We start from the raw sequence: 24,164 nt of genomic DNA, 5'->3' as shown, positions 1-24,164 counted from the left end.
TTCACCCGATTGCAATGGACTCAGGTCTACGTTTTGCGATCCGTGAAGGTGGTCGTACTGTTGGTGCTGGTGTTGTTGCTAAAGTTATTGCATAATAAAACTATAAATCGAGAGCTGAGGCTCTCGATTTACTTGATAGGCTAGTAGTTCAATTGGTAGAGCGTCGGTCTCCAAAACCGAATGTTGGGGGTTCGAGTCCCTCCTGGCCTGCCACTTAATTTAAGTTAAAGCTTGATGCTGGCCATTTTGTCCTTATAATGGATTCGCGAACTCTACGACGAGTAAAAACATGTCGAATGATCAATCGCGTGACGCATTAAGCGACGCGCCAATACCTCAAAAACATAGTGCGGCCGAAGTCGTACGATCAAACACACCTTTAGATATTGTTTTATGGGTTTTAGCGATAGCATTGCTTATAGCAGCATCTCTTATAAATCAATATCTTCCTGCATATTGGGCACCTGCCAGTAATATTTGGGTACAAATCGGTGTTGTTTTAGCTTGTATCATTGTGGCTTTGGGTTTAATATACGCCACCCATCAGGGCAAAGGCTTTGTGCGTTTGCTTCGTGATGCACGTATAGAACTACGTAGGGTAACATGGCCAACCAAAAATGAAACAATAACCAACTCATGGCAAGTTGTGCTGGTTGTTATTGTCGCTGCGGTTTTGCTGTGGTGCTTTGATTATGCATTAAGTTGGCTAGTAAAGCTAATCATCGGGTAGAGAACTATGAAACGTTGGTACATTATTCATGCCTACTCAGGCTATGAAAAACAAGTGATGCGTTCGCTAAATGAGCGAATCCAGCGTAGTACGGTTGCCGATAGCTTTGGTGAAGTCCTTGTTCCGACTGAAGAAGTCGTTGAAATGAAGGATGGTAAAAAGCGTAAATCTGAACGTAAATTTTTCCCAGGCTATGTCTTGGTTGAAATGGCAATGAATGATGATACTTGGCATATTGTAAAAGAATGTCCGAAAGTATTAGGTTTTATTGGTGGTACACCTGAAAAACCTGCGCCAATCACACAAAAAGAAGCGGATGCAATTCTTGCACGTGTGCGTAATACTGGTGAAGCACCTCGTCCTAAGACGATGTTTGAGCCAGGCGAAGAATTACTCGTTGTTGATGGACCTTTTACAGACTTTAAGGGTGTTGTAGAAGAAGTTCAATATGAAAAATCTCGCTTAACGTTGACAATTAACGTATTTAATCGTCCAACTCAAGTTGAGCTTGAATTCCGCCAAGTTGAAAAAGCAATTTAATTTCAGCAATATTGGTGGCATAAGCTGACCCTTATTGTGTCAGCTTATATTTTTGTTAAATAGATTGGGGAGCTTTACGGCGTTATTACCCAGAGGTATTTTGAAATGGCTAAAAAGATTGACGGCTATATCAAGCTGCAAGTTCCAGCTGGTAAAGCAAATCCATCTCCACCAATTGGTCCTGCATTAGGTCAACGTGGTGTAAACATCATGGCATTCTGTAAAGAATTTAATGCTGCTACACAAAAAGTTGAGCCAGGTCTTCCAATTCCTGTTGTGATCACTGTTTATAATGATAAATCATTTACATTTATCATGAAAACACCGCCTGCATCTATCTTGCTTAAGAAAGCTGCTGGTATCCAAAAGGGTTCAGCTATACCAAATAAAACTAAAGTTGGTAAGTTAACTCGTGCTCAACTCGAAGAGATTGCGACTACTAAAGAGCCAGATTTAACTGGTGCTGATTTAGACGCACGTGTACGTACCATCGCTGGTTCTGCACGTTCTATGGGCTTGGAAGTGGAGCTATAAGAGATGGCAAAGTTAAATAAACGTCAAAAAGCTATCGCTGCAATTGATTCTAATAAAGTTTATACTTTAGATGAAGCACTAGCACTGATCAATGCATTTCCTGCTGCGAAATTCAAAGAATCACTTGATGTGTCTGTAAACTTGGGTGTTGATCCTCGTAAATCTGACCAAGTGGTACGTGGTGCAACAACACTTCCTGCTGGTACTGGTAAAACTGTACGTGTTGCCGTGTTTGCTCAGGGCGCTGCTGCTGAAGCTGCGAAAGCTGAAGGCGCTGATATCGTAGGTTTTGATGATCTAGCTGAAAGTATTCAAAAAGGTAATCTTGATTTTGATGTTGTAATTGCTGCTCCAGATGCAATGCGTGTTGTTGGTAAGTTGGGTACAATTTTAGGTCCACGTGGCTTAATGCCAAACCCTAAAGTTGGGACAGTAACTCCTGATGTCGCTGGCGCTGTTAAAAATGCAAAAGCTGGTCAAGCGCGTTACCGCGTAGACAAAGGCGGTATCATTCATGCAGGTATCGGCCAAGTTGGTTTCGAAATTGCTGCAGTACGTCAAAACCTTGAAGCACTTGTTGCTGATTTGAAGAAAGCAAAACCTGCAACTTCAAAAGGTATTTATATCAAAAAGATCACTTTGAGCTCAACAATGGGTCCTGGTCTTACTGTTGATGTAAACAGCGTATCTAACTAATATTAAAATGTTGAATCTCTAGATTGGGTTGGTTCGCTAGCCTAGTCTAGAGTGGACTTTGAATTGATAGGTTAAAGCCTATTAGCGTCAAAGACCTCAGGCGAAAAGTTTACTTTTCTTAATAATTCAGCCTGCGTAGACGCGGTGGTGTGATTTATTCATGCTCCGCGTGTAAATCGAAAGGTTTACGAATTGGGAGTGTGTTCTTTAGAACACATAAATCACCTTAGGAGGTTTTTACAGTGGCTCTACTACTAGAGAACAAAAAAGAAATCGTCGCTCAAGTTAATGAAACTGCAAGCGTCGCGTTTTCTGCTGTTGTTGCCGACTACCAGGGTTTAAGCGTTGAGAAATTAACACAGTTACGTGTTGAAGCTCGTAAGCTAGGTGTTACAACACGTGTTGTTCGTAATACATTGGCAAAACGTGCGCTTCAGGGTACTCAGTTTGATATCTTGAATGACAATCTTGTTGGTCCAACAATTCTCGGTTTTTCAACTTCTGAAGACGACATGGGTGCTGCTGCACGTTTGTTCGAAGAATTTGCAAAAGCAAATAAAGCGTTTGAATTAAAAGCGGCTGCTTTTGATGGCAAACTTTATCAAGGCGCGGAAGTAAGTGTAATTGCTAACCTTCCAAACCAAGAAAAAGCGCTTACGATGCTTGCAAGTGTTCTTCAGGCTCCAATTTCGAAACTGGGTCGCTTACTTACAGCGCTCAAAGAGAAAGACGAGCAAGAAGCTGCATAATCACTTTTACCTTACACCACCATTTAATATCCATTTGGAGTTATTCTCATGGCTTTAACTAACGAAGAAATTTTAAACGCAGTTGCTGAAAAAACAGTTCTAGAACTTGTTGAACTTATCTCTGCTTTCGAAGAAAAATTCAATGTATCTGCTGCTGCTGCTACAGCTGCACCTGCTGCTGCTGCTGCTGCTGTTGAAGAGCAAACAGAATTCAATGTTGAATTAACAAGCTTTGGCGCAAACAAAGTTGCTGTAATTAAAGCAGTACGTGCTGTAACTGGTCTTGGTCTGAAAGAAGCTAAAGACCTCGTTGAAGGTGCTCCACAAGTTCTTAAAGAAGGCGTGAGCAAAGAAGACGGCGAAGCACTTAAGAAAACTCTTGAAGAAGCTGGCGCTGCAGTTACACTTAAGTAATTTGTTTTCGGAGTTAGTTGTAAAAAATTGGCTCCAAAAATGGCTGATGGCTCTTGGGTCGTCAGCCTTTTTGCGTTACAATAACCGGCTGTGCTTTAATTGAAAGCATTGTCTTTGTGTTGTTTATGTGAAAATTGTATAAATTCAAACGCTTACCAATATTTCTCACTCTGAAAATATTGTTAAGCGTTTATTACCACACTCATTTGCAGCATTTGTAAGTAGTGGTGGCCATATCGGCCTGCGTCATTCCTTCTAAACCTGAACTGCAGGCAGGTTTAGTTTTGTACTTTCCGAGGACTCCAGATGGCATACTCATATACCGAAAAAAAACGGATCCGTAAGAATTTTGGTAAATTGCCCCAAGTGATGGATTTTCCGTACTTGCTGTCGATTCAAGTCGACTCGTACAGAACATTTTTACAAGATGGTAAATTGCCAAAAACTAGAGAAGATCTTGGTCTACAAGCTGCTTTTCGTTCAGTTTTTCCAATTGAAAGTTATTCTGGCAACGCTGCTTTAGAATTTGTTGAGTATAACCTTGGTAAGCCTGAGTTTGATGTACGCGAATGTATCCTTCGTGGCTCGACTTATGCTGCACCAATGCGTGTTAAAATTCGCTTGATCATTAAAGATCGAGATACAAAGTCAATTAAAGACGTACGTGAGCAAGAAGTATACATGGGTGAAATGCCACTCATGACTGAAAACGGTACGTTTGTTATTAATGGTACAGAGCGTGTTATCGTATCTCAATTACATCGTTCACCTGGTGTGTTCTTCGATAGTGATAAAGGAAAAACACATTCAAATAAAACCCTTTATTCTGCACGAATCATTCCTTACCGTGGTTCATGGTTAGACTTTGAGTTTGATGCTAAAGATTTAGTCTATGTTCGTATTGACCGTCGACGTAAGTTACTTGCGACTGTTATTTTACGTGCGTTAAATTATACAGATGAGCAGATTTTAGACTTATTCTATGAAAAAGTACCTGTATATCTAGATCTTGGTAGTTATCAAATTGAACTTGTACCAGATCGCTTACGTGGCGAAATGGCGCAATTTGATATTGTAGATAACAGCGGTAAAGTGATTGTTGAACAAGGTAAACGTATTAATGCACGTCACGTACGTCAAATGGAAACAGCGGGCTTAACAAAGCTTTCTGTACCTGATGAGTACTTGTATGAACATATTACGGCCGAAGATATTGCATTACATAATGGTGATGTGATTCCGGCAAATACTGTTCTTACTCATGAAATTATGGTGAAACTTGCAGAGGGTGGTGTAAAACAATTCAACATTCTGTTCACTAATGATATTGATCGTGGTTCTTACCTTGCAGACTCACTACGTGCAGATGTTACACGTGATCGTGACGAAGCATTGGTTGAAATTTATAAAGTGATGCGTCCGGGCGAGCCTCCAACGAAAGAAGCGGCAGAAAACTTATTTAATAATTTGTTCTTCTCTGCTGAGCGTTATGATTTATCTGCTGTTGGTCGTATGAAGTTTAATCGTCGTTTAGGACGTCCATACGAAACCAGTCCAGATCCAAAAGTTCGCAGTGTTGATGGTATCTTGTCAAACGATGACATCGTTGATGTTATGCGTACACTCATCGATATTCGTAATGGTAAAGGCGAAGTTGATGATATTGACCATTTAGGTAACCGACGTGTACGTTCTGTTGGTGAAATGACAGAAAACCAATTCCGTGTTGGTTTAGTTCGTGTTGAGCGTGCTGTTAAAGACCGTTTAAGCCAAGCAGAAACAGATAATCTGTCTCCACAAGATTTAATTAATGCGAAGCCAGTGGCTGCAGCGATTAAAGAATTCTTTGGTTCAAGCCAATTATCTCAGTTTATGGATCAAAACAACCCATTGTCTGAAATTACGCATAAGCGTCGTGTTTCAGCATTAGGGCCAGGTGGTTTGACTCGTGAACGTGCAGGTTTTGAAGTGCGTGACGTACACCATACCCATTATGGCCGTGTGTGTCCGATTGAAACACCTGAGGGACCAAACATTGGTTTGATCAACTCACTGTCTGTATATGCAAAAGCCAACCACTTTGGTTTCTTAGAAACACCATACCGTAAAGTTGTTGACGGCCGTGTAACGCAAGAGACTGAGTATCTTTCTGCGATTGAAGAAGTAGGAACTGTGATTGCACAGGCCGATTCTGCAGTAGATGCTGACGGTAACTTAATTGATGAGATGGTAACAGTTCGTCATCAAGGTGAAACCGTTCGTACACCGCCTGAGCGTGTAACACATATGGACGTTTCCGCACAGCAGGTTGTTTCCGTTGCAGCATCACTGATTCCATTCTTGGAACACGATGATGCGAACCGTGCATTGATGGGTTCAAACATGCAACGTCAAGCCGTGCCAACACTCCTTGCTGATAAACCACTTGTTGGTACAGGTATGGAAGCGAACGTTGCACGTGACTCTGGTGTATGTGTGATTGCAAACCGTGGTGGTGTGATTGAGTTTGTTGATGCGTCACGTGTGGTTATTCGTGTGAATGAAAGCGAAATGATTGCAGGTGAAGCAGGTGTTGATATTTACAACCTGATCAAATATACCCGTTCGAACCAAAATACATGTATTAACCAAAAAGTTTTGGTCAATATGGGTGATAAGGTTGGTCGTGGTGATGTGCTTGCAGATGGTCCATCTACCGATGGTGGTGAGCTTGCACTTGGTCAAAATATGCGCGTTGCATTCATGACGTGGAATGGTTACAACTATGAAGACTCGATTCTTTTATCAGAGCGTGTACTTCAAGAAGACCGTTTGACTTCAATTCATATTCAAGAATTGTCATGTGTTGCTCGTGATACGAAATTAGGTGTAGAGGAAATCACTGCAGATATTCCAAATGTTGGCGAAGCTGCACTGTCTAAGTTAGATGAGTCAGGTATTGTTTACATTGGTGCTGAAGTCACTGCCGGTGATATTTTAGTTGGTAAAGTGCCACCAAAAGGTGAAACACAACTGACACCTGAAGAAAAATTGCTTCGTGCAATCTTTGGTGAAAAAGCTGCAGACGTAAAAGATTCGTCTTTACGTGTACCATCAGGTACCAAAGGTACAGTGATCGATGTACAAGTATTCACACGTGATGGCTTGGAAAAAGATGACCGTGCTTTAGCGATTGAGAAGGCCCAACTTGATGCATACCGCAAAGACTTGAAAGAAGAATACAAAATCTTTGAAGAAGCGGCGCGTGAACGTATTGTACGTTTATTAAAAGATCAAGTATCTCATGGTGGTGGTACAACCAAACATGGCGAAAAGCTAAACGAAGATCTACTTTCAAAACTAGATCTTGTTGACTTACTTGAAATTCAACCAGCAGATGAAGCAATTGCTGAGCGTTTAACTCAAATTCAAACTTACTTGAAAGAAAAAAGTATTGAAATTGATGAAAAATTTGCTGAGAAAAAACGTAAGCTTTCAACAGGTGACGAGTTAACAACAGGTGTATTGAAAGTTGTTAAAGTATACTTAGCGGTTAAACGTCGTATTCAGCCGGGTGATAAAATGGCGGGTCGTCACGGTAACAAAGGTGTTGTATCTAACATCTTACCTGTAGAAGACATGCCACATGATGCTAACGGTGTACCTGTAGATATCGTACTTAACCCATTGGGTGTACCTTCACGTATGAACGTGGGGCAGATTCTAGAGACACACTTAGGTTTAGCGGCCAAAGGTTTGGGTGAGCAGATTGATAAAATGCTCCAACAACAGCGCACGATTGCCGAACTGCGTGAATTTTTAGATAAAATTTACAATAAAGTTGGTGGTGAGCAAGAAGACCTCAATAGCTTAACTGATGATGAAGTCATGATTCTTGCAGGTAACCTCAAAAAAGGTGTGCCATTAGCAACACCTGTATTTGATGGTGCTGAAGAAGAGCAAATCAAAGAGTTACTTGAATTGGCTGAATTGCCACGTACTGGTCAACAAACATTGTTTGATGGTCGTACAGGTGAGCAATTTGACCGTCCAGTGACTGTAGGTTACATGTACATGCTCAAATTGAACCACTTGGTTGATGACAAAATGCATGCGCGTTCTACAGGTTCATATTCACTTGTAACGCAACAACCGCTAGGTGGTAAAGCACAGTTCGGTGGTCAGCGTTTTGGTGAGATGGAAGTCTGGGCACTTGAAGCATACGGTGCAGCATACACACTTCAAGAAATGCTTACTGTTAAATCGGATGATGTTGAAGGGCGTACACGCATCTATAAAAACATTGTCGATGGTAACCATTACATGGACCCAGGTATGCCTGAATCGTTCAACGTATTGACCAAAGAGATCCGTTCTTTAGGTATCAACATTGAACTGAAAAACGGCGACTAATTTGAATCTAAGTTGCTCTATTTTTCAGTAATAAACAATATTTGTGACCCTGCCGAGAAAGTGAATACACTTTACTCGGCACACGGAGAAAAGAATTGAAAGACTTACTCGATATCATGCGTAAGAAAACGGACTCAGAGGGTCATACTCCAGTTGAGTTTGACAGAATCCGTATTGGTCTTGCATCACCAGAAATGATTAAGTCATGGTCTCATGGCGAAGTGAAAAAGCCAGAAACCATTAACTATCGTACGTTCAAACCTGAACGTGATGGTTTGTTCTGTGCAAAAATTTTCGGGCCTGTAAAAGACTACGAATGCTTGTGTGGTAAATACAAGCGTATGAAATACAAAGGCGTGATTTGTGAAAAATGTGGTGTTGAAGTTACCACTGCAAAAGTCCGTCGTGAGCGTATGGGTCATATTGACCTTGCATCACCAACAGCACATATTTGGTTCTTAAAATCTTTACCAAGCCGTATTGGTTTATTGCTTGATATGACACTACGTGACATCGAACGTGTTTTATACTTCGAATCATATGTGGTGACAGATCCAGGCATGACAGCATTAGAAAAATACCAACTTCTAAACGATGAAGAGTATTTTACTGCGCTTGAAGAGCATGGCGACGAATTTACTGCGAAAATGGGCGCTGAAGCAGTACAAGATTTATTGAAAGATATTGATCTTGAAGCTGAAATTACACGTTTACGTGAAGAAATTCCACAAACGACTTCAGAAACAAAACTGAAAAAAGCATCTAAGCGTTTGAAATTGATGGAAGCATTCTATCAATCAAATAACAAGCCTGAGTGGATGGTAATGAATGTATTACCAGTATTACCACCTGACTTACGTCCGCTTGTACCGCTTGAAGGTGGTCGTTTTGCGACATCAGATCTTAACGATTTGTATCGCCGTGTGATTAACCGTAACAACCGTTTGAAGCGTCTTTTAGAGCTTTCTGCACCAGATATTATTGTACGTAACGAAAAACGTATGTTGCAAGAATCTGTCGATGCGTTACTTGATAACGGTCGTCGTGGTCGTGCAATTACCGGTTCAAACAAACGTCCTTTAAAATCTTTGGCAGACATGATCAAAGGTAAGCAAGGTCGCTTCCGTCAAAACTTACTTGGTAAGCGTGTTGACTATTCAGGTCGTTCGGTTATTACCGTAGGCCCGACATTACGTCTACATCAATGTGGTCTTCCGAAAAAAATGGCACTTGAGCTTTTCAAACCATTTATTTTTGCGAAACTACAAGCATCTGGTCAAGCAACTACCATTAAAGCTGCGAAGAAAATGGTTGAGCGCGAAACACCAGAAGTGTGGGACGTACTTGCAAACGTGATTCGTCAACACCCTGTGATGTTGAACCGTGCACCAACACTTCACCGTTTGGGTTTACAAGCGTTTGAACCTGTTTTAATTGAAGGTAAAGCGATTCGTCTACACCCACTCGTATGTGCGGCATTTAACGCCGACTTCGATGGTGACCAAATGGCGGTTCACGTACCATTGACGTTGGAAGCACAGCTTGAAGCACGTGCTTTGATGATGTCTACAAACAACATCTTGTCACCTGCCAACGGTGAGCCAATTATCGTACCTTCTCAGGATGTGGTATTGGGTCTGTATTACATCACTCGTGATGCGATCAATGCCAAAGGCGAAGGGATGATCTTTGCTGATACGCATGAAGTAAACCGTGCGCTCGCAACCCATCAAGTGGCAATGCATGCGCGTGTTAAGGTGCGTGTACATCAAACGGTAATTGATGAAAATGGTAATCGTGACAAGCAAACGATTATTGTAGATACAACACCGGGTCGTTGTTTGCTTTGGGAAGTTGTGCCTGAAGGCTTAAGCTTTGACATGATTAACCTTGAAATGACCAAGAAGAACATTTCTAAGTTAATCAACACGTGTTACCGCAAATTGGGCCTAAAAGATTCGGTTATTTTTGCAGATCAATTAATGTATCTTGGTTTCCGTCAAGCAACACGTTCAGGCGTGTCTGTAGGTATGGAAGATATGGTGATTCCACCAACGAAACAAGCCATTATTGACAAAGCAGAAGCTGAAGTTCGTGAAATCGAAGATCAATTTGAACAAGGTTTTGTGACTGCAGGTGAGCGCTATAACAAAGTGGTCGATATTTGGGCACGTACCAATGACCAAGTTGCCAAAGCGATGATGGATAACTTGTCTTCTACCATGGTGAAAAACAAACAGGGTCAAGAAGAGAAGCAAAAGTCATTTAACAGCATTTACATGATGTCTGACTCTGGTGCGCGTGGTAGTGCTGCACAGATTCGTCAGCTTGCAGGTATGCGTGGTTTGATGGCTAAGCCAGATGGCTCGATCATTGAAACACCGATTAAAGCAAACTTCCGTGAAGGTTTGACCGTACTTCAGTACTTTATTTCAACGCATGGTGCACGTAAAGGTTTGGCCGATACAGCATTGAAAACGGCAAACTCGGGTTACTTGACGCGTCGTTTAGTTGATGTTGCACAAGACCTTGTGATCACTGAGCCTGATTGTGGCACAAGTGAAGGTCTTGTGATGACACCATTTATTCAAGGTGGTGACGTGATTGAAGCATTACGTGACCGTGTCCTTGGTCGTGTGACTGCTGAAGACGTGAAACGTGCATCTGATGATGAAGTTGTACTTGCAAAAGGTACGTTGATTGATGAAAAAATCGCAGCGTACCTTGAAGATGCTGGTGTGGATGAAGTTAAAGTTCGTTCAGTTGTAAGCTGTCAATCTACATTTGGTGTGTGTGCAGCATGTTATGGTCGTGACCTTGCTCGTGGTCATCAGGTGAATCCTGGTGAGTCAGTAGGTGTTATGGCGGCACAATCGATTGGTGAACCTGGTACACAGTTAACCATGCGTACATTCCACGTTGGTGGTGCAGCAAGCAGAACATCTGCTGCAAACAGTGTACAAGTGCGTAATAAAGGTACAGTACGTTTCCACAATGTGAAAACTGTACAACATTCAAAAGGTCACTTAGTTTCTGTTTCTCGTTCAGGTGAAATTGGTATTGCCGATGACCTTGGTCGTGAGCGTGAACGTTATAAACTACCGTACGGTGCAAGCATCTTGCTAAAAGATGGTGAAGCTGTAGAGGGTGGTGGTATTGTTGCAACATGGGATCCGCATACACATCCATTGGTAACAGAAGTTGCAGGTAAAGCGCGCTTCTCTCAAATGGTTGATGGCGCGACAATCACATCGAAAACAGATGACACCACAGGTATGACCAGTGTTGAAATTTTACCTGTGACAGCACGTCCTGCATCTGGTAAAGATTTACGCCCTGCGATTGTACTTGATACGGCTGATGGTGGTGAGCAATTCTATTTCTTACCGCAAAATACGATTGTCACTGTACGTGATGGTGAAACCATCGGTGTAGGTGACGTTATTGGTCGTGTACCACAAGAATCATCACGTACTCGTGATATTACCGGTGGTCTACCGCGTGTTGCTGACTTATTTGAAGCACGTAAGCCGAAAGAGCATGCGATTTTAGCTGAAGTTTCAGGTCTAGTAAGCTTTGGTAAAGAAACAAAAGGTAAGTATCGTCTGGTAATTACACCAGCTGACGGTGCTGAAATTTACGAAGAATTGATTCCTAAATGGCGTCAAATGAACGTATTTGAGGGTGAGCATGTAAACCGTGGTGAAACCATTTCTGATGGTCCTCAAAATCCACATGACATCTTGCGCTTAAAAGGTGAAGTTGCATTAACCAATTATATCGTAAATGAAGTACAAGATGTTTACCGTCTACAAGGCGTAAAAATCAACGACAAGCATATTGAAGTGATTGTTCGTCAGATGTTACGTAAAGTAGATATCACTGATGGTGGTGATACGAGCTTTATTAAAGGTGAGCAGGTCGACTATATTCGCATGGTTCAAGAAAACCAAGCGGCATTGGCACAAGACAAGTTCCCTGCGAAATTTGAGCGTTTGTTAATGGGTATTACGAAAGCATCGCTTTCAACAGACTCATTTATTTCTGCGGCATCTTTCCAAGAAACGACTCGTGTGTTAACTGAGGCTGCAGTGACTGGTAAAGAAGATGAGTTACGTGGTCTGAAAGAGAATGTAGTTGTAGGTCGTTTGATTCCTGCAGGTACTGGTCTTGCATATCACTTAGAGCGTCGTCGTAAAGAATCTGAAGCGGCAGAAATTGAATTGCATAACGACTTTAGTGATGTAGATCAAGCATTTAGCCAAGCACTAAATGAAGAGCTATAAGTTATAGTATTATGATAAAAAAAGGCACCTTAGGGTGCCTTTTTTTATCGCTGATTGCTTTGATATATGTTTATTTTATATCTAATATAGAAATTGTTAATTTGTATTATAACTAAAATCCTTTCATTATATAAATAAGCCACGAGAAAGGTAATTAAAAATGATGAATTCAATTATATGGCCAGTAGAGTATTTACCTGGTCAAACAGATAATTTTGTTTCTAACGAAGTGATTATTTCAGGCTTAAATAGTTTAGATGTTTGGGTATACCTTGAAACAGCAACACTTTGGCCAAGTTATTACAAAAATTCAGCAGATGTTGTGTTGAATAATGCTCAAGATCACTTAAGTTTAGGTACAGAGTTCTTTTTTAAAACGTTCGGATTCCCTGTGAATGCTGAAGTTGTGGAGTTCATTCAGCCGCAACAAAATATCGCAGGCCGTATTGCTTGGTATGGTTGGTCAGGTGAAGGGGATACTCGTTTAGATGTTCATCATGCGTGGTTAATTGAAGATTTATCTCATAATCGTGTAAGAGTACTGACGCAAGAAACTCAAATAGGCCAACCTGCAAAAGAGTTAGCCAAAACCAGACCTAATCCGATGCTCAATGGACATCAAGAATGGCTTGATGGTTTAATTGAAATCGCTTCAACGCATTCAAAAGGTTGATTTTATTAGATTTCAAAAATAATCATAGATATGAAACGACCGTATAGATGATTCAACATGTATTACTTTATTTGAGAGAGATTTAATGAGCCATTTATTTTCAGAATTTAAATTAAAAAATGTGAAATTACGCAATCGAATCGCCGTGCCGCCGATGTGTCAATATCGTGCAGAAAATGGTTTAGCCAATGAGTGGCACTTTAGTCACTATAATACCCTTGCTAGAGGTGGTGCAGGTTTAGTCGTTGTAGAAGCGACAGCAGTCACTCCTGAAGGACGTATTACACCTGCGTGTTTAGGACTATGGAATGACCAGCAAGCTGACGAGTTGGCCAAAGTTGCTCAGGGAATTAAAGATGCAGGTGCTGTTGCAGGAATTCAAATTGCACATGCAGGTCGTAAAGCAAATGCACATAGACCTTGGGAGGGTGATGACCATATTGCTTCAGATGATGAGCGCTTTTGGCCATCTATTGCACCTTCAGCAGTTGCATTTGGCCATCATTTACCACGTGTACCTCAAGAAATGTCGATAAATGATATTGAACGTGTAAAGCAAGGTTTTGTAGATGCAGCTAAGCGTGCTTTGGATGCAGGATTTGAATGGTTAGAGCTACACTTTGCTCATGGCTATCTTGCACAAAGTTTTTTTTCAAAGCACTCAAATCATCGTACGGATCAATATGGTGGCAGCTTTGAAGGTCGCAGCCGATTTTTAATAGAAACTTTACAAGCAGTACGAAAAGTTTGGCCAGAACATTTGCCATTGACTGCACGTTTTGGTGTTGTGGAGTATGATGGTCAAGATGAAGAAACTTTAGCTGAATCAATTCAGCTGATACAACAATTTAAGAAGAATGGATTAGATTTATTAAGTGTTAGTGTCGGTTTTACCATTGCTGAAACGAATATTCCATGGGGAGATGGCTTTTTAGGTGAAATTGCAGGACGTGTTCGTAAAGAAACTGGACTGCCTGTTGCTTCTGCTTGGGGATTTGCAAAAGCTGAAGTTGCTGAAAATGCTTTAGAAACACAGCAACTGGATCTTGTGATGATTGGGCGTGCAATGTTAGCCAATCCACATTATCCGTATGCATTGGCACAGCAGTTAAATGTTGATAAACCATCATGGGTTTTACCTGCACCGTATGCGCATTGGTTAGAGCGTTACGCAATCTAATTTTTTACCATGCCAAGTTATCATTACTTGGCATGGTACTATTTTACGATGTTATCTTTTCTACAATTTTGATCAGCTCTTCTCTAAGCCAAATATGCGCTAAATCTCTGTGTGTTCGCTCATGCCAAGCAATGACTTTGTTAAACCCTGAAATATCAAGGGGAGGTTCAATGCTGACTAAATCAGGCATATCTTTTATTAAACGAGACGGAGCAACAGCCATAAGGTCGGTGCTTGCTAAAATATCTGAAAGTGATAAGAAGCCTTGTATGGAAAGCATTACATTACGTTTGAGATAAATTTTTGCTAAGCTTTGGTCTGTAATACCTAAAAATGATCCACCATCATGAGAGACAAGGGTATGCTCCATTGCACAAAATTCATCAAGTGTAATTTCTGTACGAGTAGCCATAATATGATTTTTATGTACTGCACATATATAGCGGTCTTCAAATAAGTCATGCATGTGTAAATTGATATGTGCTTCTGCTTCAGAAATAACTGCAAAATCTATATTTCCTTCTTCGAGTAAGGTATAAATTTGATCTGACTTTGCAGAAAATATAGCAATTTTGATTTTGGGTGCTTTTTGACGTAGTAAAGCAATATAAGGAACCAATATTGTTTTTAATGTGTAATCTGTGGCAACGATTCGTACTTCCATTTCTGCCTCATGAGGTTTAAAGCCTGAAGGTTGCATGAGTACACTAACATCGCATAAGATTTTTTTAATTGGCAAAGCTAGAGATTGTGCGCGTATGGTTGGGGTAATACCACGCTGATTTCTAATAAATAATGGATCATTAAAACATTCACGTAATCGTGTAAGCATGCTACTGACCGCAGGTTGAGTGAGAGAAAGCCTTTTAGCTGCGGCTGTGACGCTACGTTCATCGAGTAGTGCATCGAGTGTTTTTAAAAGGTTTAAGTCTATATTTCTAAGATCGTTACTCATAGTGTATTACCATTCATATATATTGCTAGAGTCATGACATACTAAATTTTCAAAAATTGGCCACTGAGTTGAGAGTGCTCTTTTATGCATAAAAAAAATACCAACAGCACTGCACTGTTGGTATTTTTGAGGGTTAAAGCACTAAAAGCAGCTGGTCTTACTTTAAACTACCGGTAAGGAATTGCTGTAAGCGTTCACTTTTTGGGTTGTCTAAAATTTCTTGTGGATTGCCTTGTTCTTCAATTTTGCCTTGATGCAAAAAGATGACTCGGTTAGAGACATGGCGAGCAAAGCCCATTTCATGGGTGACCACAATCATGGTACGTCCTTCTTCTGCCAAGCTTTGCATGACTTTGAGCACCTCACCCACCAGTTCAGGATCTAAAGCACTGGTTGGTTCATCAAACAGCATTACTTCAGGTTCCATGGCCAGTGCACGAGCAATAGCAACTCGTTGTTGTTGCCCACCCGATAAAAATGCAGGATATTTACTTTCTACACTTTCATTAAGTCCAACTTGTCTTAAATATTTACGTGCACGTTCTTCAGCTTCTTTACGCTTTACACCTAATACATGAATCGGGCCTTCCATGACATTGTCTAAAACAGTCATATGTGACCATAAGTTAAAATGCTGAAATACCATCATGAGTTGGGTACGCATTTTTTGCAGTTGTTTTGGGTCAGTGGCTTTTAAATTATTATTTTTATCAAAAACAGTTTTTAGTTTTTCGCCATTAAGTTTAATAGAGCCATTGCTTGGTTGCTCTAAAAAATTAATACAACGCAATAAAGTGCTTTTACCGGAACCTGATGAACCAATAATACTGATGACATCGCCTGCTTTGGCATCTAAAGATATACCTTTGAGAACTTCATTGTCGCCAAAGGTTTTATATAAATCACGAACCACTAGTTTGGTTGAGTCTGTCATTTGTGTTGTTCCTAATGATCCGATGGTTTTAAAAATGCTAACCAACGCTTTTCTAATGTTCTAAAAATTGCAATGAGTAGAAAAGCCAAGCATGCGTAAAGTACTGCAGCAATACCAAAAGCATTGAAGGTTTGATATGTTGCAGAGTTGACATCTCGCGCAATTTTTAAAATATCTGGTACGGTCGCAGTAAAGGCAATACTTGTTGCATGTAGCATTAAGATCACTTCATTGCCATAGAAGGGAAGGGCACGGCGTAACATGGATGGAATAATAATACGAGTATATTTTTTCCATGGTGACATGCCAAAAGCTTGCGCTGCTTCTATTTCACCATAAGGAATTGAGCGAATAGATCCTGCAAAAATTTCCGTGGTATATGCACTGGTATTGAGCGCAAAAGCTAAAATTGTACAATTAAGCCCTTCTCTAAAAAACTCATCGAGAAGTTCATGGTCGTGTATAAAGTCAAAGCTATAAATACCTGAGTAGATAATAAGCAGTTGTATATATAATGGTGTACCGCGAAAAATATAAGTAAATAGCCAAACAGGACGGCTAATAAAAGGATTACTTGATACTCGTGCAATAGATAAAGGTACAGCAAGTACAAAGCCAATTACAATAGATAGGACCAATAACCACGAGGTCATGGCAAGGCCCGTCAGTTGCATACCATCTGTCCAAAGATAAGACTTCCAGTATTCTTGAATAATTTCAATCATAGTTGACCCTTTCTCACCCCAGCCGAATAACGACGCTCAAGCCACATTAAAATGAGGTTGGATACTGTAGTAATTGCAAGGTAAATGACAGCTGCAACCACACTAAAATAAAACACTTGCATGGTGCTTCGCCCAGCATCTTGGCTAATTTTAACAATATCTGTAAGACCAATGATAGAAACTAAAGCAGTTGCTTTGATCAAAACCTGCCAATTGTTACCAATTCCTGGCAGTGCAAAACGCATCATTTGTGGAAATAGAACCCGTCGAAACACTTGAAATGGCGTCATACCATAGGCAAAGCCTGCTTCTATTTGTCCTTTAGGTACAGATTGAAAGGCACCACGAAACGTTTCTGTAAAATAAGCCCCATAAATAAAAGCAAGGGTAATCACACCTGCGGCAAATGGATCAATGTCAATTTGATTCATGTTTAGCGGTTCAGTAATGGCATTTAGACCCATTTGAAGGCTATAAAACAAAAGAAGCATGATCAATAGATCGGGAACGCTACGAATGAGTGTGGTATATATTACTGCGACAGAACGCACAAACTTAATTCGAGATAGTTTGCAGACTGCACCGATTAGGCCAATAATAATAGAAAGTATGAGCGAAAATAGTGCGAGCTGTATGGTCATCCATGTGCCACTGAGTAGTGCTGAACCATAGCCAGACAAAAACATACTCATCTTCTCCAAGTGAAACGATAAATCTGATGTTGATGAGAATAATACATAAGAGAAGTGCCAGCACGTAGCTGACACTTTATATTTAAATTAGTAAATACTAAACGGGAAATATTTTTTCTCTAGTTTTTTGTATGTACCGTCTGCAATGATTGCTGCAAGTGCTTTGTTGATGTTTTCACGTAAGTCGTTATCTTCTTTACGTAAACCAACGGCTGCACCTACACCAAGAGTTTTTGCATCAACCACATTGTTGCCAGCAAATGCAAAGCCTTTCCCTTTTGGTGATTTCAAGAAACCTGCATCAACCATAAGCGCGTCTTGTAGTGATGCATCTAAACGGCTTGAAATTAAGTCTTGGTACAGTACATCTTGGTTTGGATACGACACAACTCTGACGCCTTGTGTTGCCCAGTATGCTTTTGCATAACTTTCTTGCATTGTACCTTGTTGTACACCGACACGTTTACCTTTGAGTGAAGCTGCAGTTGGTTGTAATGGTGAGCCAATCTTTGCAATCATACGTGTTGGTGTGTTGTAGATTTTATTACTAAATGCGATTTGTTTTGAGCGTTCTTCAGTGATTGTCATTGAAGATAAGATACCGTCAAACTTTTTCGCTTTGAGTGCAGGAATCATACCGTCAAAAGAGTTTTCTACCCAAACACATTTTGCTTTAAGGTGTGCACAGATTTCATTGCCTAAATCGACATCAAATCCTGTCAATTTATCACCAGGTGCTTTGTATTCAAAAGGTGCATAAGATGCTTCTGTACCAAAGCGAATCACTGACCAGTCTTTGGCTTGAGCATACGTTGTAAATGTCGCAAGCATTACTGTTGTTGAAACTAGTATTTTCTTTTTCCAGTTTTTCATACGAAATGTTCCTAAAAATAAATTCATTGAACTGAACAGTAAAGTTTGGAAACTTACTTCTCACTGCATGGTGATGGGCAAGCAAGTTTTATACCATCGCTCAATTTAGGTCATGGCAAAAAAATGCAAAAAAGCCGTTAGGCTTATTGAAAGTGCATTATACAAATGACTGTGTCATGAGGTAGTAATATTTTACAATTTTATTCATTTGAATTGATAGTCTCTTTGAAAAGCATTTTATATAGAGTGTGATGGTAGGCATATTTTTTAAATAAAAAGTCTATAGTCTATTGTTTTTTATATTTAAGTGGATTTTAGGTTGTATACGTGATCTGCAAAATTGGTATGATTTTTTCTAAGAATAAAGCACTTCGGAAATACAATCCCATGTGACACGTACAACTATTATTTAACGAGCAATCGCAATAAAAGTGCATAGCCGGTTGTATCTTTTGCAAAATGTTACCAGAGCACAGCACATATACTGTTCAGAAAATATATAAATAAAAGACATTTAAATCACGCTTGAAACCTTTAATACTTATTTTTAAGATGAAGGTTTACCTTATAAGGTAGACAAAAAACAGCGCTATATCTATGTTATACAGCTGTTTTTTATGCGTATAAAAAGATAACAGCATATAAAAACAAGAAACGCACTTGAAATTTTTCTGACTTACACCATTGATAAAGACATCTTTACAATAAATCACAGAATCGAGGAAAGATGATGAGCGATCAAAAATCTTCACAAAATTATAGCTTTCAAGCTGAAGTGTCGCAGTTACTGCACCTAGTAACGCATTCTTTATATTCAAACCCTGAGATTTTCCTCAGAGAGTTGGTTTCTAATGCATCAGACGCTTGTGATAAATTGCGTTTTGAAGGGATTAATCATCCAGAGTTATATGAAAACGACCCTGATGTGCATGTTCGTATTGCTTTAGATGATATCAATAAAACCATAACTATTTCAGACAATGGTATTGGTTTAACAGAACAAGAAGCCATTGATAACTTGGGTACGATTGCAAAGTCTGGCACAAAAGACTTTATGTCTAAACTTACAGGTGATCAAAAATCTGACGCTCAGTTAATTGGTCAATTTGGTGTAGGTTTTTATTCAGGTTTTATTGTTGCAGATAAAATCGTGGTTGAATCACGCCGTGCAGGTGCTGAAGAAGGCCAATCTGTACGTTGGACCAGTGGTGGTACTGGTGATTTTGAAGTAGAGCAAATCACAAAGGCTTCACGTGGAACAGATATCATTTTACATCTGCGTGAAGATGCTCTGGACTACTTACAATCGCAAAAAGTAAAGCAGATTGTAAATAAATACTCAGACCATATTAGCCTGCCAATTCAAATGCAAAAAGAAGTATGGCAAGAGGAAGAGGTTGCTGAAGGTGAAACACCAACAGGCGGTCAAATGGTCAAAACAGATGAATGGGAAGCGATTAACTCAGCCAGTGCATTGTGGACACGCAGTAAAAGCGAAGTGACAGATGAGCAATATGTTGAGTTTTATAAAAACTTAACCCATGCATATGATGAACCGTTGGCTTGGTCGCATAACCGTGTTGAAGGCAATACTGAATATACGCAACTGTTGTATATTCCGAGTAAAGCACCCCATGATATTTTTACACGAGAAGCCAAAGCAGGCATTAAGCTGTATGTGAAACGCGTCTTTATTATGGACGATGCAGATAATCTGATTCCGAACTATTTACGTTTTGTGCAAGGTGTTGTAGATAGTGCAGATTTACCATTAAATGTGAGCCGTGAGCTTCTTCAAGAAAGCCGTGATGTTAAACTCATTCGTGAAGGGAATGCACGCCGTATTTTAACGCTAATTGATGGCTTAGCAAAATCGGAAGATGAAAAAGACCAAGAAAAATTCAAGCAATTCTATGCTGAATTTGGTTCGGTACTGAAAGAAGGTTTAGGTGAAGATACAGGTAACCGTGACCGTATTTTAAAAATTCTACGTTTTGCAACATCAACCAATGAAGATATTACAACGTCATTGGCCGATTATAAAGCACGTATGAAAGATGGCCAAAAAGCCATTTACTATGTGACTGCAGACAGCTTACTGGCCGCTAAAAACTCACCACAGCTAGAGTTGTTTAAGAAAAAAGGCATTGAAGTATTACTCATGGCTGATCGTGTAGATGAATGGGCAATGAATTTTGTGCATGAGTTTGACGGCGTGGTCATGCAAAGTATTGCTAAAGGTGCCGTTGATTTAGGTGATTTGCAAGATGCTGAAGAGAAAAAAGCACTTGAACAAGCTCAAGCAGAATTTAAACCTGTAGTTGATAAGTTAACAGAAGCATTAAAAGACAAAACCAAGGATGTACGTGTAACGACTCGTTTGGTTGATTCACCTGCATGTCTTGTGACCAATGAAGGTGAGTTATCACCACAGTTGGCACGTATGCTAAAACAAGCAGGTCAAGCTGTACCAGATATGAAACCAACGCTCGAAATTAATCCTGAGCACCCATTGGTAAAAAAACTGGCAGAAACAGTACAGTTTGATGATTTAGCTAATGTCATTTTTGATCAAGCTGTTATTGCAGAAGGTGGCTTACCAGAAGACCCTGCTGCATATGTAAAGCGTATTAATAGCTTGTTAGTGAAATAATAACGAGTCTTTTAAACCAAAAGGCTTTTGATAAGCCTTTTGGTTGTTTAAAATATAGCTTCAAGCTGTAAATTTACATTGAAGCTATAACCATCTGTTGCGGTGCTATCTTTATAATAAGAAACATCATTGTCTAAATATAACCATGTTCGCCATAGTGGCAAACGCCAACCTAAGTATGGCCCCCAACTTTGTATTTCGAGTTCTTTTTTATCTTTGTTATAGGTACCACTAGTATATAAACCGTAAGTAAGCTGGTGATCTAGCCATAACTTTTGTTTCATAAACAGTTTATCATTCCAATTATATTGTGACTCGTATGTCTTAATCACAGAGAGTTGATTGGCCATGAGTTCGGCGCTGTTACTTTTTTGTGAAAAGTTAAAGTCTGTTTCAGAATAATTTTTACTCTGTGCACCATAACGAAAGGTTTGACTGGTGTCTAGATTCCAATTTGCAAATAAAGGCCAACTTTTAGCCGCACTTAACTGTACATAAACATCTGAAGTTGAGTTAGAGCCTAAATCTAAATTACTTTGAAAAGGTAAAATCTTAGAAACATCTTGCAGAACTTGACCAATCCATAACTTTTCTTTGGCTTTAGTGGCCTTTTTGTTCAGTGTTTTTTTCTTAGGTATGCCAAGTGTACGGACTTTAGGATGTGATTTTTCATTTTTATTGAGCCGTGTTGCTAAAGAGTCCTGACTAAATACTGCCATCAGTTCATTTGCAAACTCGGGAGAGTAGGGGTCAAACCCTAATACATATTCTGGTGTATCTGGGGGTGGGGGTAAAGTTGTTTTTTGAATAGGTGCTGGCTTTAGAAGATGATGCTTTTTCTTTTGGCTTGAACAATTCTGCGCATGAGAAGATGCTACCCATGTATAAGTATTTGAAAAATATATTATTGTGCAGAGTGTATATCCTAAAACACAAGGAATAACGAGCATTGCACCACGAGTATCTTTACAGAGTTGAGCCACGGTTGTTCTTTAGCAAGTTCATCGTACATGATTGTCTACGCTATACTTAAAATAAGCTGAAAAGATCTTTAAATGTCTGATTAATTTAACCTGATTTTATATGGCTATATTATAAGGTAAGTTCAAATTGTCGGTATATTATTTTGAGCATATTATATTTCTCAGAAATTTTATTATTTATGTTAAAGCGTGAGCGACTATAAAGTCGCCCAAAAAATCATTCTGCTTCTGGTGGTGTGTTTTCTGCATTGGCTTGATCAAGGCGTACTTTGGTAATCACATCTTGTAATACTTGAGCCGGTTGTGCGCCCGCTAAAGCGACACGTTGGTCAAATACAAAAAATGGTACAGCAGTGATATTTAATTTCTCTCGTGCCATTTCTTCATCATATTTAACAAAATCAGCAAAAGCATTGGAGTCTAAAACATCTTCGACTTCACCATGCTCTAAGCCAATTCGAGAAGCAATTTCATCAAGAACTTCTCGTTCACCAATCGCCAGTCCTTCGGTCATATACGCTTTAAAAAATGCTTCTTGTGCTTCTGAACCCAAGTGTTTACTTTGTGCTAAGTGAATCACACGGTGTGCGTTAAAACTATTGCCCGAATTGGCTTTTTGCCATTGAAAATCAATGCCTTCTTCTGCTGCCATGGTTGCAATTTGTCTTTGCATTTGTTCAATATCTTCAACACTACGTTGATATTTTATTGCCAAGCGTTCACTGTTTGATGACTGGTGTGATGTAGGTGCATCTGGGTCTAATTGGAAGCTGTGCCAATAAATCTCTAAAGGCTCTTGCATTTCACTTGCAACGCGTTCTAATCGTTTTTTTGCAATATAACAAAATGGACAGACTACATCTGACCAAATATCTACACGCATTTTTTTCCCCAATAATGTTAAATTGATCGTTGTATACATGGTGGTACATTTTAAAAAGGCAAGCTTTAAATGTACTACCATACCAATAATGATGATTCGTAATGATTATATACGTTCAATGATTGTACACATGCCTTGACCCAAAGGTATTGCTAAGCTGGCTAGCCCAAATTGACGGTCATGTTGTTCCATTGCATGCAGTAGAGATGTGATTAGCTGTAATCCTGTTGCGCCACTGGCATCCCCTAAAGCGATTGCACCACCATATGAGTTAATACAATCTTGTTGTTTTGAAATGTCTAGAGCACGTATAGCGGTTAGATATTGGCTTGCAGACGCTTCATGTATTTCAAATTGTTGTATGTCTTTAGCTGTCATATTGGCTTTGTTGAGTGCTTTTTGTGTTGCAGATACTAGTGCAAACGGTGATATTGCAGGGTCACAGCTTGCAACTGTATTGGCTCGAATGACTGCTCGTGCTTTTAAACCACATTGCTGTGCATAGTGTTGCGACATAACGAGCATACCTGAAGCCCCACTGGCAGGAAGCGCACTGTTACCCAAACTAAAACTGGCATGTGGTAGATCTGATATTGGCGTATGTTGTTTTATGTCGGATAAGGCGAGGTCGGTATGAGTATACGTATCTTCTGTACATATGCTGGCTGTGCCATCACTTAATTGTCCTTCTAAGGCAATGATTTGCGATTTAAATAAACCCCTTTGCTGTGCAAGCTGTACTTTTTGATGTGAAGCAAATGCCATTTCATCTTGTTCTTCTTTGCTGATATCGTACATTTTAGCCAGTAAATCATGGCTATAAGCACTGTGCTGTGCCATAGATGGGTAAAATTTACTTGCTTCATTACATGCGAGGGTTTCAGATGTTTTTGGTCGGACATGCTCTAGCCCACCAAGTAAAAAAACCTGTGCTTGTGCGGCCATAATTTGTGCTGTGGCATGGTGTAAGGCTTGCATTGATGAGCCTGTAAACGCACTAATACAATGTGCAGGAACCTCTACAGGGAGCTGTGTTAATAAACCAATACGCCGTGCAATATTTTGACTTTGTTGTTGTTCTGGATATGCACAGCCAAGAATTAAGCCATCTATGTCATTTCGGTCAAAAGTATGACGTTGCAAAAGTGAAGCAAGTAGTCTAGCACCGAGTTGCTCTGGGTGTAGCTGTTGGAATTGTCCATGATGTGCAGGTGTAATTGCACTGCGGGCACAGTCGACAATGACAACGTCATGTGGTTTGATTTTTGACAT

At 39.9% G+C, this 24,164-nt stretch carries 20 protein-coding genes and 1 tRNA gene; 13 read left to right on the top strand and 8 right to left on the bottom strand.

Annotated elements, in window-relative coordinates; translation table 11 throughout:
* From BLS38_RS08950 to BLS38_RS08895, 12 genes are all read left to right on the top strand, one after another.
* A partial coding sequence (locus BLS38_RS08950; protein ID WP_092748775.1) for an EF-Tu C-terminal domain-related protein occupies nucleotides 1-95 on the top strand: 95 nt, incomplete at its 5' end.
* Between the two features lie 42 nt (nucleotides 96-137).
* Nucleotides 138-213 (top strand) — tRNA-Trp (locus BLS38_RS08945).
* A gap of 76 nt (nucleotides 214-289) precedes the next feature.
* The gene (gene secE / locus BLS38_RS08940) at nucleotides 290-730 is read left to right on the top strand and encodes a preprotein translocase subunit SecE (protein WP_092748749.1); all 441 of its coding nucleotides are present in this window, start codon (nucleotides 290-292) and stop codon (nucleotides 728-730) included.
* Nucleotides 731-736: 6 nt separating this feature from the next.
* Nucleotides 737-1,270: a transcription termination/antitermination protein NusG gene (gene nusG, locus BLS38_RS08935; protein ID WP_092748747.1), complete on the top strand. Its 534-nt coding sequence runs from the start codon at nucleotides 737-739 to the stop codon at nucleotides 1,268-1,270.
* A gap of 105 nt (nucleotides 1,271-1,375) precedes the next feature.
* Nucleotides 1,376-1,804: a 50S ribosomal protein L11 gene (gene rplK / locus BLS38_RS08930; RefSeq protein WP_010114061.1), complete on the top strand. Its 429-nt coding sequence runs from the start codon at nucleotides 1,376-1,378 to the stop codon at nucleotides 1,802-1,804.
* Nucleotides 1,805-1,807: 3 nt separating this feature from the next.
* The gene (rplA, locus tag BLS38_RS08925; RefSeq protein WP_092748745.1) at nucleotides 1,808-2,500 is read left to right on the top strand and encodes a 50S ribosomal protein L1; all 693 of its coding nucleotides are present in this window, start codon (nucleotides 1,808-1,810) and stop codon (nucleotides 2,498-2,500) included.
* A gap of 242 nt (nucleotides 2,501-2,742) precedes the next feature.
* A complete protein-coding gene (gene rplJ / locus BLS38_RS08920; protein WP_092748743.1) occupies nucleotides 2,743-3,249 on the top strand; it encodes a 50S ribosomal protein L10 in 507 nt (168 codons plus the stop codon).
* Between the two features lie 48 nt (nucleotides 3,250-3,297).
* The gene (gene rplL / locus BLS38_RS08915) at nucleotides 3,298-3,663 is read left to right on the top strand and encodes a 50S ribosomal protein L7/L12 (protein ID WP_092748741.1); all 366 of its coding nucleotides are present in this window, start codon (nucleotides 3,298-3,300) and stop codon (nucleotides 3,661-3,663) included.
* A gap of 306 nt (nucleotides 3,664-3,969) precedes the next feature.
* Nucleotides 3,970-8,055 carry a DNA-directed RNA polymerase subunit beta gene (rpoB, locus tag BLS38_RS08910; RefSeq protein WP_092748739.1) on the top strand — a complete coding sequence of 1,362 codons (4,086 nt, stop codon included), beginning with the start codon at nucleotides 3,970-3,972 and terminating at the stop codon, nucleotides 8,053-8,055.
* Between the two features lie 95 nt (nucleotides 8,056-8,150).
* Nucleotides 8,151-12,341 carry a DNA-directed RNA polymerase subunit beta' gene (gene rpoC / locus BLS38_RS08905; RefSeq protein WP_092748737.1) on the top strand — a complete coding sequence of 1,397 codons (4,191 nt, stop codon included), beginning with the start codon at nucleotides 8,151-8,153 and terminating at the stop codon, nucleotides 12,339-12,341.
* Nucleotides 12,342-12,501: 160 nt separating this feature from the next.
* Nucleotides 12,502-13,014 carry an SRPBCC family protein gene (locus BLS38_RS08900; RefSeq protein ID WP_244518250.1) on the top strand — a complete coding sequence of 171 codons (513 nt, stop codon included), beginning with the start codon at nucleotides 12,502-12,504 and terminating at the stop codon, nucleotides 13,012-13,014.
* Between the two features lie 85 nt (nucleotides 13,015-13,099).
* Complete coding sequence (locus tag BLS38_RS08895) at nucleotides 13,100-14,194, top strand: NADH:flavin oxidoreductase/NADH oxidase (protein WP_092748735.1); 1,095 nt, start codon at nucleotides 13,100-13,102, stop codon at nucleotides 14,192-14,194.
* A 43-nt stretch (nucleotides 14,195-14,237) separates the two neighbouring features.
* On the opposite strand, the gene BLS38_RS08890 is transcribed toward BLS38_RS08895, so the two are convergent.
* The 5 genes from BLS38_RS08890 to BLS38_RS08870 form a co-directional block, all read right to left on the bottom strand.
* The gene (locus BLS38_RS08890; protein WP_092748733.1) at nucleotides 14,238-15,149 is read right to left on the bottom strand and encodes a LysR family transcriptional regulator; all 912 of its coding nucleotides are present in this window, start codon (nucleotides 15,147-15,149) and stop codon (nucleotides 14,238-14,240) included.
* 157 nt (nucleotides 15,150-15,306) lie between these two features.
* Nucleotides 15,307-16,083: an ABC transporter ATP-binding protein gene (locus tag BLS38_RS08885; protein WP_092748731.1), complete on the bottom strand. Its 777-nt coding sequence runs from the start codon at nucleotides 16,081-16,083 to the stop codon at nucleotides 15,307-15,309.
* Nucleotides 16,084-16,094: 11 nt separating this feature from the next.
* Nucleotides 16,095-16,808, bottom strand: coding sequence for an ABC transporter permease (locus BLS38_RS08880; RefSeq protein ID WP_092748729.1), 714 nt, complete (start codon nucleotides 16,806-16,808; stop codon nucleotides 16,095-16,097).
* Nucleotides 16,805-17,494 carry an ABC transporter permease gene (locus BLS38_RS08875; RefSeq protein WP_092748727.1) on the bottom strand — a complete coding sequence of 230 codons (690 nt, stop codon included), beginning with the start codon at nucleotides 17,492-17,494 and terminating at the stop codon, nucleotides 16,805-16,807. The genes BLS38_RS08880 and BLS38_RS08875 overlap by 4 nt, the downstream gene beginning before the upstream one ends.
* A 93-nt stretch (nucleotides 17,495-17,587) precedes the next feature.
* Entirely contained in the window at nucleotides 17,588-18,373 is a 786-nt protein-coding gene (locus BLS38_RS08870) for an ABC transporter substrate-binding protein (RefSeq protein WP_092748725.1), read from the bottom strand.
* Between the two features lie 730 nt (nucleotides 18,374-19,103).
* Here BLS38_RS08870 and htpG point away from each other — a divergent pair.
* Nucleotides 19,104-21,026, top strand: coding sequence for a molecular chaperone HtpG (gene htpG / locus BLS38_RS08865; RefSeq protein WP_092748723.1), 1,923 nt, complete (start codon nucleotides 19,104-19,106; stop codon nucleotides 21,024-21,026).
* Nucleotides 21,027-21,073: 47 nt separating this feature from the next.
* On the opposite strand, the gene BLS38_RS08860 is transcribed toward htpG, so the two are convergent.
* From BLS38_RS08860 to BLS38_RS08850, 3 genes are all read right to left on the bottom strand, one after another.
* Complete coding sequence (locus tag BLS38_RS08860) at nucleotides 21,074-22,009, bottom strand: hypothetical protein (RefSeq protein WP_092748721.1); 936 nt, start codon at nucleotides 22,007-22,009, stop codon at nucleotides 21,074-21,076.
* 217 nt (nucleotides 22,010-22,226) lie between these two features.
* Nucleotides 22,227-22,892, bottom strand: coding sequence for a DsbA family oxidoreductase (locus BLS38_RS08855; RefSeq protein ID WP_092748771.1), 666 nt, complete (start codon nucleotides 22,890-22,892; stop codon nucleotides 22,227-22,229).
* Between the two features lie 105 nt (nucleotides 22,893-22,997).
* Entirely contained in the window at nucleotides 22,998-24,164 is a 1,167-nt protein-coding gene (locus BLS38_RS08850) for an acetyl-CoA C-acyltransferase (protein WP_092748719.1), read from the bottom strand.

The organism is Acinetobacter boissieri, assembly GCF_900096955.1.
In the GTDB taxonomy this organism is placed as follows: domain Bacteria; phylum Pseudomonadota; class Gammaproteobacteria; order Pseudomonadales; family Moraxellaceae; genus Acinetobacter; species Acinetobacter boissieri.
The sequence above is the reverse complement of the archived record's forward strand: the minus strand, read 5'-3'. Positions and strand labels throughout refer to the sequence as shown.